Source organism: Rheinheimera sediminis, assembly GCF_004005375.1.
In the GTDB taxonomy this organism is placed as follows: domain Bacteria; phylum Pseudomonadota; class Gammaproteobacteria; order Enterobacterales; family Alteromonadaceae; genus Pararheinheimera.
The window spans coordinates 25798-38237 of record NZ_RZUF01000016.1; the positions used below are offsets into that span (position 1 = coordinate 25798).

Sequence of the window (12440 nt, forward strand, 5' to 3'; positions counted from 1 at the left end):
AACATCAGCCTTTTTGAGTTCCAGCTCTGACTCTTGTCATACTTGCCTATTCATTTTCAGCAGTGAAAGAGCCAAGCTTAAAACCTGAATCTGGAGGCCAGGACACGCCAAAGACAAGGAAACTATGCTTTGGCTTTGTGGTTCATTCTGACAGCATACAAGGACTGCTGGTGAGTTGCGGATGACAACGCCATAAGCTCAAATCCGGAAAATGTACGGCTTTTAAATCCGGAGTTTGTTGCGGAGCCTGCGGATAAAAATCTGTTGATATAATCTGAGCTGCACTTTTCAGTGCGGCTTCCCGTCTTGAAATCGAATAGTCTGTTGGATGAAACTCGTCACTGCGGGTCCTTACTATAAAGCCTTGCTTCACCAGTTTTTCTATAGCCTCAAACTGCTGCTCTGGTTGATTCTGCAAAACCATAGCAGCTTCAGCACTGGCAGGCGGATAGTTACCAAACATCACTCGTCCGGCCAAAGATGGATGCTGTTGACGATAGATCTCTAACTGCGCTGGCTGACCATCAAACAAGAACATAAAACGGCCGCGGGATGATTCAACACTGGGCCAGCCTTGAGTCAGCACAGTGTGCTGTAAAGTCAGACCAGGTTTTCGGACGAAATCAGGAGTCAGCAGATTCTGCTCAGGGATTATGGCACGGATTTCCTGATCCAACTGAGCATAATCTTCAGCAGTCAGAATGCGGGGTTTAATACCCCCAGTCACACCACTTTCTTTAACATTAAGCAAAATCACCACCGGCAGATGATTTTTATGTTGATTTGACCATTCCACTAATTGGCGCAGACAGTCCTGAAACAAAGGGCAATGTGAAGCAAAATCCATATCCGGAATATGAAATGCTTTAAAGCCGGGTTGTTGTAATTTAGCCCTGTAATCCGCTGATAACAACGACTTGCCCAACCATTGCTCTGCGGCTGGCTGCAGGTACATTCCACCTGTGGGATCAGCCAATACGTCCAGCTCCAGATGACGTAGCCCCAGTTCTAACTGTTGGGGCAAGGTTAAATGCTGATACTGCAAAGATGATGTATCCTGACCTTGTTGTTGCAAGTAGTGACTCACCCCCTCTGGCAGGGCCTGCTTATAGCTGTTATGCGAACCAATCCACTGTAATTGGTTTAATTTCAACGATTCCGCCGCTTGTACCATAGTGCAAAAGCAGAGCGCTGCAACGCAGCAAAATCTAAGTAACATCGTTTCAGCCTTCTAAATAAAACAACACTATAGAGCGGAATAATGAACAAAAAACGACAACAAAGCGCTAATTTATCAGCAGCGCTTCCTGCTCTAAAAAGCAACCTTTTAGCTGTAATGCTTCCAACAAGCCATAAAAGTGGTGTTTTTCAGCCAATTCCAGCGCTTTAGTTAACTGATGTGGATGCTTGGGTTTGTTATTAAATAACTCCTGCCAGGGACTAAAGTCTGCAGGGGTGACAAAGCTTAGCTTTTCACCCAGGCGTTGTTTTAATAAATCAAACAACTCCAAAGCTGCAGCGTCAAAATCAAAAGCACAATAAATCTGTTGGTACTGCTGATAAAAAGGTGTCAGCAAGGCTGAACTGGCTTTACTACCGGACGCAAAGCCAATGTCGCTGTTAAGCAAAGAAAAATCCAGCGCCAGCATTTGTCCGCAGACAGGTAACATTTCTGGATAACGGAAAAAACATTCTTCGTTTTCAATCAACAATAAACAGGGTTTGGCTTGATAACTCTGGAATTTATTTGTGCCATCCAGCACCACGACTTCTGGCTGCCGGTTCTGACAGCGTTCGTGGTACACCAATTGATAACCGAAAGATGTATTCACCTGATGCGAGTTTCCAGTCTGGGCGGCCTCTTTACGGGACGCTGGTTGCCACACTTGCTGTTCAAGCTGGCGAAATAGCACCTCAGAAACAATACTGACCTGCCAACGACCTGAGCCTAACTGACGCACTTTAAACATCTCTGACTTTTTCTGATAAAACAACGGCGGCAACAACTCCAGCATGCGACCATAATGCATAGCTTTGCCCTGACGAATTTGTTGCAGATATTTTTTTAACATTCCTGGCTCCAGATTGGGCTCTGTCTTGCTTCTGATAGCAGTGAACCGCAAAGCAAGCAGCTTGGCAAGTGTAGTGAAAGCTTTATCAACCTGTCATAAAAATGCCACTGAACGGCCCGATAATAAGCAGCAGTTAAATGCGAACCCTGTGTACATGTTGCTTTAACTCTCTGGATTGTCCTGGATTTTTGATGAGGGAAACCTTCGTGGTTCTCCCTCTTTTTTTTTGTCTGTTTTCATCCATTTGTTGCGCTGCTTCGTAAATTTCCTATCTTCATCTTCCTCAGGAAAAACTGCCATGCGCCAGATCCAACTTTTAGGTTACGCCGGCCTGCTGCCCTTTATTGGTCTAACCTTATTGCAATTAATGCCTCACACTTTGGCGCTGCAAGTTCCTTTTACCGCTTTCCAAAGCTATAGCCAAATTATTCTGGCTTTTATGGCTGGTGTACTCTGGCCTGCACTCTATCAGCAGCCAGGACGTTTTTTTCCACTCTGGGTGGTGAGCTTTGCATTGACAGGCTGGTTTAGCAGCTTGCTTGCAGCGCCAGAGCAAGTTCTAGTTCTGGCTGCTGCTTTTGCCACATTAAGAGTGTTTGAAATCTGGCATCACAATCAATTAGCCTACTCTCCAGCCTACGGTAGATTAAGAACCCATCTGACCACTGTGGTTGTGACCTGTCATCTCTTATACTGGTGGTCACTCTGACACCATAGCGAAAAACCTTCGTCCAGCCAGCCTGTGACGCCGCCTAGCATTTTTTTCACCGGCCTGTTCAGCTGCGCTAATTTTAACGCTGCTTTATCGGCGCCATTGCAATGAGGATCAGCGCAATAGACCACAAATAAAGTGTCCGCCGGATAAAGCGCGAGACTTTCGCTATCAATCCTGCTGTGCTGAATAAGCACAGCCTGCGGCAAATGGCCTTGCTGATAAGCAGCTTGCTCCCGCATATTCAGCAGCACAAAATCCTGCCTTTGGTTGCTCATGCCATGATGCAGGTCCCAGCAGTCGGTTTCAAACAGCGCTAAAGAACTAAAGTGAGTGATAGCCTGCCCTACTCCTGCTACTGCAGGTCTGGACACCATAGATGACATGAGTAACACTTTTCTGCGTCTGACAGTATCAAGTTCACCGCTACTCTATTGTGCTAAAGCAGTTGACTGCCATTGGCTTAAAAGACACATTAGAATAGTATTAAGCCAAAACTGAGCTTCAAGCCTGAGGGGAGTTGCTGCGTGCATAAAGTCGCTATTTTATTAGGACAGTCCGTCGCTAGTTTTGAATTGGGTTGTGCTTCAGAGTTGTTCGCATTAAGCAGGCCCGAATACCCAGATTGGTACCAGACCGACATTATCAGCTTCCACCCCGGGCCGTTCACAGCGACTGGAGGCCTGCAATTACTGGTGCCACAGGTACAGGATTTAGCCTGCTACGATACTATTCTGATCCCCAACTGGTCTGTCGCTAACCCCGCACCTGACCAACAGCTACGGCAGCAACTGCTGGCGGCTTATCACAGAGGCGCCCGATTGATATCCTTCTGCTCAGGAGCATTTTTGCTGGCTGAGCTTGGTATTCTGCGAGATAAAGCAGCCACCACACACTGGCGTTACGCCGACGAATTTCAGCGCCGCTATGCGGATATCCGCTATCAGCAAAACGTGCTCTATTGTTTTGATGGCCAGATTGGTTGCTCGGCCGGCAGCGCAGCAGCTCTGGATTTAGGTCTGGCCATTATACGCCGGGACTTCGGGTTTGAAATTGCCAATCAGGTGGCCAAAAGAGCTGTGATTTCAGCGCACCGTCAGGGCGGTCAAGCCCAATTTATCACTCAACCTCTGCAGAAAAAAACCAATTTACTTAGCTCTACGATGGACTGGGCGTTATTACATCTGGATCAGCCTCTGGCCATTGAACAGCTAGCAGATAAGGCGGGTCTGTCCAGGCGCAGCTTTGATCGGCATTTTAAAGCCAGCACAGGCCTCAGCCCGTTGCAGTGGTTAGTGCAACAGCGATTACAACTGGTGCAACATTACCTGGAACAAGGTCTGCATTCGCTCGAGCAGATTAGTGTTCTAACAGGCTTTGGTTCATCGTTAAATTTACGTCAACAGTTCAAAAAGCAACTGGGGATCAGCCCGGGTCAGTATCAGCGGCAATTCAGTTCCAATAGCATTACCTTTTAAACTTTATACAATCAAGCCAGATTTTGTTGAGCTCAATGACGATGACAATGCCAGCCATAACAAGCATACACAGATGCTTTTGGTTTCGATTTTTAGCTCCTGTGGCTGAGTCCTCTAAAAAAACACTTTGGCCGCATGGTCTGGCACCCTGACGTCATAATACGTCTGTCCACATACAGATTGAATCACAAGCAGCAGACCGACTAAGGGTTGGCGCTGTCACTCAGACTCTAGAAACTATGCCCTACAGAGAAATAGTAACGATAAGCCCTGCCATTATTTTCATCTTCAGCACGGCCATAACCCAGATAGACAGGGCCAAAGGGACTATCCCAACCAGCAAACACACTGCTGGCCCAAATCCAGTCAGTTTCATTGGCTAAACGTTCGAGCTGGATCATATTGCCATGCACCAGACCTTTTTCCAGTGAAGCTCCCAGATAAAAAGGTGAATTAATGATGCTGAATCTGTTTTCACTCATTTTGAACAAATAAACCAGGCTACCGAACTTTACTTCACTGCCAAACAAATAATTTTTTGGATAACCAGAGAGGTTTAATAAACCTCCTAATGAAAACTGCTCCAACGCTAAATTAGGATCTCCAGGGGTGTAATCCTCGAGACGCCAGCGGGCCCGCACGATGTGACGTTCAAAAAAGCTACGGGCGGCGAGAACTTCAAACGCATGACGACGACTGCGGTACGTTTGCCCCATAGCTGTATCATTTAACCATTGCCAATTCGCATTGACACGGAAACCACGGGTAGGAAAAGCAGGGTTATCTAACCTGTCCCAGACAAAATCCAGCATAGGCCCTTCACGCTGATAGCCTAGTCTGCTAAAGCCTAACTCCTCCACACCTGATACCGGAATACGATAGTAACCACTCTTTTCAATCCACCCCGAGCTGAGTCTGGCGTGATCCGACAAGTTCCAACCTGCTTTGGCTATACCTGTGGTTTCTCTGTTCGACAGGTCGCCCAAAGATAAGCCTTCTGTATCTTCCAAAGACAGAATAGTAGCGTCCCGCATAAGCTGAGCGCTGATAAAAGTAGCAGGCGTAAAGATGGGCCAATACAATTCAGAACTAAGCAATTTATCTGTCCCCAGTGCCAGCTCATTGTGCCACTCAGCGCCAAGGTCAGAAATATTGGTGTAAGTATAGGAAGCCGCCAATTGGTAATATCTTTTATTGCGAAAGTCATCTTCCATAGTAAAACGGAAATTCAGGTAGCCTGGACCCCAGCTTTTTTCTACGGCCCGAACTTTCAGGCTGGTATCTTCGCCTTGCTTATGTTGTTCTAATTGTAAAGATACCCGCTCCAGCGTATCGACTCCATAGACCTGGCGCAGGCCTTCTTTGAGCTTTTTACTGTTGTATCTTTGCCCTTCTTTTAAAGCCAATCTCTGTAATACCACCTGGTCGGATAATAAGCTTTGGTTATCCAATTCAATCCTGTCTACCTGAATACTGGTCGCTTGTTTTGCTCTGTGCGCTGCCAGCCAGGCCGGGTAATACTCAGGATAAGAAAAACTGCTCAATATGTCAGCTTGCTGCTCAGCGCTGAAACGGCCAGCCTCAATGGAAGCAGGTAACTGATCAAAATCCAAAGTGCCAATTTTTGCTACGTCCGGATTTAACAGCACATCCTCTGGCCCTAGCAGAGCAACTTGTTGATCAACCACCTGACGCACTAAAAAATTGGTTAACTGATCAGTCACAGCAAAAGCGGAATCAAGCTGTTCTTTGTTTAGCAATGGAGCATCAATAGCAACTGCAATGACTCTGTCTGCACCTAAGTCTTTTGCAATACTAACAGGTAAATTGTTGGCGACACCGCCATCAACCAGCAAGCGGCCATTCAGCTCCATTGGCCTTACTACACCGGGAATAGACATAGACGCCTGCACCGCCTGCAATAGACTGCCTTGGCTCATCACTACAGTTTCTCTATTGGTTAAGTCTGCAGCTACAGCACGAAATGGAATAGGCAACTGGTCAAAATGACTATGATTTAACTGAGCACCGTAAGCTTCCAAAATCAGCTCTGCCATGGCCTGGCCTAACAAGACTCCTTTAGGGATTTTAATGCCTGAGCTATCTAGCCCCAACCCCAGTCTGATGGGGTAGTGGTCTTGCTGCTGTTTACGCCGCACTGGCATTTCATCGCGATGAACTTTATCGCGAAAGCCTGTACTCCACTGCAGATGATCGAGAATAGACTGGATCTCATCGGGGCTATGACCTGTGGCGTAAAGGCCACCAATAAAGGCACCAATACTGGTACCTACAATTAAATCCACAGGTATGCCTTGCTGCTCTAATTGTCGGATCACACCAAGATGCGCCCCACCTCTGGCGCCACCGCCCCCCAGCACTAAGGCAATACAAGGCCGGTTTTTTATTCTGGCACAAGGCTCTTGCTGCACAATTTCTGTTTCAATGTGCGTCTCAAGTGCAAAACCAAACTCACTGAACAAAAGTATTGCCCCCCAAAGCACCCACTTAAGCCCCATGTACAGCTCCTGTGTTTTTATAGTCGATATCAAAGATAGTCATAATATACAAAGTTGAATAATCAGGTTTTTTCTTGGTTTTGACGCTTTGGAGTTGAGTCCTTTCTGAGTTGTTGCTAAGGTTTCATCACATTTAATAGGGCCTTTAATTTTCAGGAGCAGTTTGAAGATACCGACATTCTGGTTCTGCTACTTCCCTTAACGTTATCTACTATGACAGCATTCATTATATGCTGCCACAACGAGGTCAAATGTTCGATTCATTACGTAGTCGCCTGGTCGTTTCGCTGGTTAGCCTGCTCACTATTCTGGCCCTAGCCAGTGGCTTAGCCACGTTAAATGCGATGAAAAAAGATAGCGAGCAACAAGCCCAACAAGTTTTAAAAGTGGCAGCTAACGTATTTCTGCAAGCCTTGGAGAACAGAGCCGACCAGCTCACCAATTCAGTCAGCATCCTGGCCAGTGACTTTGGCTTTCGTCGCGCTGTAGCAACGGCAGAGCAAGAAACTGTTTTGTCCGTATTGGAAAATCATGGCAGTAGAGTCAATGCCGACCTGGTTTTGCTTTTATCTCCTGAGGGTGACTTACTAACAAGCACCAGCACAGACCTGGACAGCACTGATCTGAAACACGTGTTTTTGCAAAACAAAGTCAATCAGTCCAGCACAGTAAACGACATTCTTGTACTTGCAGGTAATTCTTATCAACTGGTTCTGGTCGCGGTCAAAGCCCCTCAAACCATAGCATGGGTCGGTATGGGCTTTAGCTTAAACAGGGAGCTGGCAGAGCAGATTAAAGGAATCACGGGTTTAGATATCAGCTTTACAACCAACAGTGACAGAGGTAACCAAACCTTACACTCAACCTTGCACCCTTCGATCCAACAAAGCCTGCTGCCCTTATTGCCGAATCTGGCAGATACAAAACAGCTGCCCTTTAGCAGCAACGAGGATCAGTTTTTATCTCTGGCATTAACTCTGGACCAGCAGCAATTGCTATGGGCTGTGCTGCATTATCCCAGTGCTCGCTGGCTAGAAAGTTACCAGCAGACCCGCCATCAATTACTGTTTATTTTTGGTGTCAGCTTAACACTTGCACTGTTACTGGCTTTTTTTATTGCTCGTAGTATCAGTCAACCTTTACGTTTGTTATCTGACTTTGCCAGTCAGATAGGTCAGGGTCTGAACACTACTGAGTTACCACTCGCTAAAGGTGAAATCGGAGTATTAGGCAATACCTTACAAAAAATGCAGCTGGATATCCGCAGTCGGGAAGCAGAACTTTTGTTTCAGGCTGAACATGACTCACTGACGGGATTGAAAAACCGTGGCGCTGCCGAACGTAAAATGGCAGAGCTACTAAGCACTGAGCATGTGGCTTTATTACTGCTGAACATCAAAAATTTCCGTCATATTAACGACGCTTTGGGGTTTGCTAACGGTGACTCTTTATTGCAACAGATGGCACAACGTTTACACCAACTTAGCCCTAAACCACTGTTAGCTGCCCGTTTAGGCGGGGACGAGTTTTTGTTACTCTACAGCCAGTATTTGTCTGCCATGCAACTAGAACAATTACAGCAACAATTACATTCAGGTTATCTGTTAGCAGATTCGCCTTTGAGCTTAAAAACCTCCATTGGGGCCTACAACATCGAACCAGGTAGCGTACATGCCAACGATGCGATTCGACGCTTGGATATTGCGCTGAGCCACGCGAAACAACAACCTGGGCTGCTTGCCTTTTATCAGCAAGGCCAGGATGAAAGCCACCAGCGTGAGCTGACCATACTACGTGATTTACCCGGAGCCTTGCAGCAAAATCAGTTGTTTGTGATGTATCAACCCAAAGTCGATTTGCGTGAGAAAAAGTGTAGTTCCGCTGAAGCTTTAATCCGTTGGATCCACCCTGAGCTGGGTTTTGTGCCGCCGGATGAGTTTATAAAGTTAGCTGAACACTCGGGTAACATCGCCTTAGTCACAGAATGGATACTCACTACTGTGGTCTCTCAGTTAGCGCTTTGGTACCAGCAAGGCAGGGCTATCACTGTAGCGGTCAATCTGTCGGCCCACGACTTAACCAATCCGCAACTACCAACACATATTGCAACGCTACTAAAGCGTTATCAATTGCCGGCATCGGTTTTAGCACTGGAGGTCACTGAGGGGGCTGTGATGCAAGACCCAAAACAAGTGATTCAGATACTCACTGAACTCCGCGCCATGGGCATAGAGCTGGCTATTGACGATTTTGGTACAGGCCAATCATCTTTAGCGTACTTAAAACAACTACCAGTGCACGAAGTGAAAATTGACAGAGCCTTTATCAAAGATATTGAGCACAATCAGGATGATGCTTTAATTGTCAGTGCGACCACTCAACTGGCTCATAGTTTAGGTTTAAAAGTGACAGCTGAAGGCTTAGAAAACTACGCAGGGCTAGCACTTCTACAGCGCTATCACTGTGATAAGGTGCAGGGCTATTTCTTCTCAAAACCTTTAACAGCTGAACATTTTAGCGAATGGCTTCAACAGTTTTCCAAGCAGAGCCCGCAATGGTTCGAACAAGAGATAAGCCAATGAAAATAATGATAAGTGCGCTGTGCTTAGTATTAGCCTGCGGCAATCTGATGGCTGAGAGCTCTAAAGTGATAGCCACAGGAGGCGCGACCAGCATCGAAGGCAATTCAGGTGGCGGCATAGTGCCATGGGCAACTATCAACGGTTACAGCAGCAGTGATGAATGGTCTGTCAATACTTTTGCCGCCCGGGTGGGAGTGAAGAGTTTTACATTGAACAGCTATGGTCTGGGTGCCAGCTTCAATAACCAGTGGGAACTGTCATTTGCCCGGCAAGACTTTAGTCTTGATACCATAGGCGGTGCACTGCGCCAGGACATTTTGGGTCTAAAATATAAAATTGCTGGTGAGCTATTGTATACAACAATACCACAAATCAGTCTTGGAGTGCAGTTGAAGAAAAACCGTGACTTTGCGTTACCATCTGCAGTAGGGGCTGGCGATGATTCAGGTTATGAGTTCTATGTAGCTGCAACTAAAGTATTTTTTGATGCCATTGCAGGACGTAATCTATTACTCAATGCCACTGTTCGTTCTACTGATGCACATCAAACTGGTTTATTAGGTTTTGGTGGTCAAGGCAGTGAGCATCAATGGATGCTAGAAACTTCAGCCGTGTTGTTACTGAATTACAATCTGGCTATTGGCACCGAATTTAAACAAAAACCCAATCAACTGAGTTTTGCTGATGAGCAACACTGGCGTGATTTGTTTGCCGCCTGGTTTATCAATAAAAATGCATCTGTGGTTTTGGGTTATGTCGACTTAGGTGATATAGCGGGTCTTACAGAACAAACCGGCTTTTATCTATCCGTGGAGGGCACATGGTGAAGTACCTGTTGCTAATAGCAACCTTGGCGTTAACAGCCTGCCAACAAAAGCCAGAGAGCAGCTTGTATCAACGTTTAGGTGCAGAAACCGGCGTTGAAAATATTGTTGATAGCCTTTTGTCTGGTATTGAACAGGACCCAAGCATAGTGCATCATTTTTCGGACACAGACATCCCAAGATTTCGTCGTTTGTTGATAGAACAGTTTTGCGAACTCTCTGGAGGACCTTGTAAATACAGCGGTGTCTCTATGCAGGAAAGCCATACCGGCTTTCAGATCACTCAAGCTCATTTTGATGCGCTGGTGAATCATTTAATTGCCGCTATGCAGCAACAAAAAGTAGCTATAGAGGCTCAGAATGAATTCTTAGCCCTGTTAGCCCCCATGTATAAAGACGTAGTGTATCGCTGATGAAAACCAAAGTCGTATTTCTTGATGCTGCCACTATGGCTGACACCGACCTGACACCATTGCAGTTGCCCGATGTGGCTTTAACTCTCTATGCTCAAACCAGCACTGAGCAGTTATTGACACATGCTAAAGACGCTCAGGTGCTGATTAGCAATAAAGTGCCTTTAGATGCTGATGCTATTGCGGCTTTGCCAAAGCTACGCTGTATTCTTGTTGCTGCTACCGGGGTTAATATAGTCGATCTAGTCGCAGCCAAAACAGCAGGTATAGTGGTCTGTAACGCTCAGGGTTATGCCGGTACTGCAGTTCCTCAGCATGTCTTCGCGTTAGTGCTGCAACTGACCAACCATATTCATTCTTATCACCAGGCTGTGCAGCAAGCACACTGGAGTCAGAGCGCACAGTTTTGCCTGCACTTGCACCCGATAGAAGAACTGGCTGATAAAACCATGACATTGGTTGGTTATGGTGATTTAGGGCAGGCAACTGGCCGTATTGCTGAAGCTTTTGGCATGAAGTTGCTGATAGCTGAACGTCCTGATGCGACAGAACTACGGCCTGGCAGAACAGCATTTGAAAGTGCTGTACGGCAGGCCGATCTGTTGTCTTTGCATTGTCCACTCACTGCCGCAACGGAGAGACTTATCAACGCTAAAACCTTGAGTTGGATGAAAGCCACGGCCTTGTTAATCAACACAGCCCGTGGTGGACTGATAGACGAAAAGGCACTGGCTGAGGCTTTAACAACAGGTCGTCTGGCTGGTGCAGCTTTAGATGTGTTAAGCACAGAGCCACCACCAGCCGAGCATCCGTTACTGAGCCCGTCTATTCCTAATCTCTTAGTGACGCCCCATGTGGCCTGGGCCAGTCGTCAGGCTATGCAACGATTGGTTGGACAGCTAGCAGAAAATCTGCAGGCATTTATGCGCCAGCAACCTATTCGTCAGGTCTAAGGCGGATGAAATTATGCTGCTCATCCAGCTCCAGAATAAAATCTGCACTCAGAGGCAGTTGGCGCCATGCTTCCTGGGTTAAACGCTGAAAATACAGCATAAAGAACTCCAATTCTAAAGCACTTTTGCCTAAACCTTGCTGCTGCAATGGCTGCTCCTGCCAAGCCCGCCAGCGACAAACCGCTTGCCAATCCGGCGCATTTAGCCAAATTAGCTGGTCCAACTCTTGCCAGATAAGCTGATAATCGCCACTGAGTTGTTGATTAACCCGATGCCGCCATACAGCATCAGGATCCTGTTGTTGTTCCAAGGCGTTGATGCTGTGCAGGAGTTCAGCATCTGGCTGAGGTTTCAACCCAACACACCAACCTTCCAAAATCAGTAGAGTGGCTTGGGTAACTGAAGTTGCTGTAGCCACTTTATCCTGGCCTTTGTCATAACGACGCCAGTGCTGAGGTTCTGCAGCTTTAAAGCCCTGCAGCTGCGATAACAAAAGCTCGGTATCATGAGTACCGGGCACTCCACGTTCGGCAAAAAGTGGATGCCAGAGCCCCGCCCTTTTTAGCCTTTGGGCTGGTTCGAGATAATAATCATCCAAAGACACCACTTCAGCCTGAACACCAAATCCTGACCATAACTGTTGCAAAGCGACTGCCAGACTGCTTTTTCCACTGCCCTGAGCACCACTGATACCTATAATGAAAGGCGTTGACGGTTGCAGCTGACTTAATCTGCTGAGCTGTTTATTTGTTAAAGTCTGGCTATTCATTTGAGTTTTCAGACTAAAAAACAGCCACTGTTTCAGCCATAAATTATTAATATTTTCAGTCACTAAGCACCTCATCGCTTTCATCTGGCTGTCTGATTTTCTTTCAGTTACACTGCAG

General features: G+C 46.6%; 11 protein-coding genes. 6 read left to right on the forward strand and 5 right to left on the reverse strand.

Features of this window, described 5'->3' with window-relative positions; translation table 11 throughout:
* Window positions 1-142: 142 nt before the first annotated feature.
* Window positions 143-1153, reverse strand: coding sequence for a Ca2+-dependent phosphoinositide-specific phospholipase C (locus EMM73_RS12030; RefSeq protein ID WP_186435203.1), 1011 nt, complete (start codon window positions 1151-1153; stop codon window positions 143-145).
* 133 nt (window positions 1154-1286) lie between these two features.
* On the reverse strand, window positions 1287-2072 hold the full coding sequence (locus EMM73_RS12035; protein WP_127686686.1) for a hypothetical protein: 786 nt from the start codon (window positions 2070-2072) through the stop codon (window positions 1287-1289).
* 298 nt (window positions 2073-2370) lie between these two features.
* Between EMM73_RS12035 and EMM73_RS12040 the strand changes: the two genes are divergently transcribed.
* Window positions 2371-2781: a DUF3429 domain-containing protein gene (locus EMM73_RS12040; RefSeq protein WP_127686687.1), complete on the forward strand. Its 411-nt coding sequence runs from the start codon at window positions 2371-2373 to the stop codon at window positions 2779-2781.
* Here EMM73_RS12040 and EMM73_RS12045 read toward each other — a convergent pair.
* Complete coding sequence (locus tag EMM73_RS12045) at window positions 2754-3170, reverse strand: rhodanese-like domain-containing protein (protein WP_127686688.1); 417 nt, start codon at window positions 3168-3170, stop codon at window positions 2754-2756. The genes EMM73_RS12040 and EMM73_RS12045 overlap by 28 nt on opposite strands.
* A gap of 141 nt (window positions 3171-3311) precedes the next feature.
* Between EMM73_RS12045 and EMM73_RS12050 the strand changes: the two genes are divergently transcribed.
* Window positions 3312-4262, forward strand: coding sequence for a helix-turn-helix domain-containing protein (locus tag EMM73_RS12050; RefSeq protein WP_127686689.1), 951 nt, complete (start codon window positions 3312-3314; stop codon window positions 4260-4262).
* Window positions 4263-4492: 230 nt separating this feature from the next.
* On the opposite strand, the gene EMM73_RS12055 is transcribed toward EMM73_RS12050, so the two are convergent.
* Window positions 4493-6781 carry a patatin-like phospholipase family protein gene (locus EMM73_RS12055; protein ID WP_127686690.1) on the reverse strand — a complete coding sequence of 763 codons (2289 nt, stop codon included), beginning with the start codon at window positions 6779-6781 and terminating at the stop codon, window positions 4493-4495.
* A 230-nt stretch (window positions 6782-7011) separates the two neighbouring features.
* On the opposite strand from EMM73_RS12055, the gene EMM73_RS12060 reads away from it, so the two are divergent.
* Genes EMM73_RS12060 through EMM73_RS12075 form a run of 4 tightly spaced genes read left to right on the forward strand, consistent with a single transcriptional unit; the run spans window position 7012 to window position 11553 of the window.
* On the forward strand, window positions 7012-9363 hold the full coding sequence (locus EMM73_RS12060) for a bifunctional diguanylate cyclase/phosphodiesterase (protein WP_261373394.1): 2352 nt from the start codon (window positions 7012-7014) through the stop codon (window positions 9361-9363).
* Window positions 9360-10190, forward strand: coding sequence for a DUF3034 family protein (locus EMM73_RS12065; protein WP_127686691.1), 831 nt, complete (start codon window positions 9360-9362; stop codon window positions 10188-10190). The genes EMM73_RS12060 and EMM73_RS12065 overlap by 4 nt, the downstream gene beginning before the upstream one ends.
* On the forward strand, window positions 10184-10600 hold the full coding sequence (locus EMM73_RS12070) for a group I truncated hemoglobin (protein ID WP_127686692.1): 417 nt from the start codon (window positions 10184-10186) through the stop codon (window positions 10598-10600). Before EMM73_RS12065 ends, EMM73_RS12070 begins: the two co-directional genes overlap by 7 nt.
* Window positions 10600-11553 (forward strand): D-2-hydroxyacid dehydrogenase, encoded by a 954-nt coding sequence (locus EMM73_RS12075; protein ID WP_127686693.1) that lies wholly within the window; start codon window positions 10600-10602, stop codon window positions 11551-11553. The genes EMM73_RS12070 and EMM73_RS12075 overlap by 1 nt, the downstream gene beginning before the upstream one ends.
* On the opposite strand, the gene EMM73_RS12080 is transcribed toward EMM73_RS12075, so the two are convergent.
* Window positions 11537-12385, reverse strand: a complete 849-nt coding sequence (locus tag EMM73_RS12080; protein ID WP_261373395.1) for a kinase — start codon at window positions 12383-12385, stop codon at window positions 11537-11539. The genes EMM73_RS12075 and EMM73_RS12080 overlap by 17 nt on opposite strands.
* Between the last annotated feature and the right edge of the window lie 55 nt (window positions 12386-12440).

Bases quoted from the DNA above. Each gene is read 5' to 3' on its own strand.
- EMM73_RS12035 (WP_127686686.1), bottom strand. From the start codon at position 2,072: ATGTTAAAAAAATATCTGCAACAAATTCGTCAGGGCAAAGCTATGCAT.
- EMM73_RS12040 (WP_127686687.1), top strand. From the start codon at position 2,371: ATGCGCCAGATCCAACTTTTAGGTTACGCCGGCCTGCTGCCCTTTATT.
- EMM73_RS12045 (WP_127686688.1), bottom strand. From the start codon at position 3,170: ATGTCATCTATGGTGTCCAGACCTGCAGTAGCAGGAGTAGGGCAGGCT.
- EMM73_RS12055 (WP_127686690.1), bottom strand. From the start codon at position 6,781: ATGGGGCTTAAGTGGGTGCTTTGGGGGGCAATACTTTTGTTCAGTGAG.
- EMM73_RS12060 (WP_261373394.1), top strand. From the start codon at position 7,012: ATGCTGCCACAACGAGGTCAAATGTTCGATTCATTACGTAGTCGCCTG.
- EMM73_RS12065 (WP_127686691.1), top strand. From the start codon at position 9,360: ATGAAAATAATGATAAGTGCGCTGTGCTTAGTATTAGCCTGCGGCAAT.
- EMM73_RS12070 (WP_127686692.1), top strand. From the start codon at position 10,184: ATGGTGAAGTACCTGTTGCTAATAGCAACCTTGGCGTTAACAGCCTGC.
- EMM73_RS12075 (WP_127686693.1), top strand. From the start codon at position 10,600: ATGAAAACCAAAGTCGTATTTCTTGATGCTGCCACTATGGCTGACACC.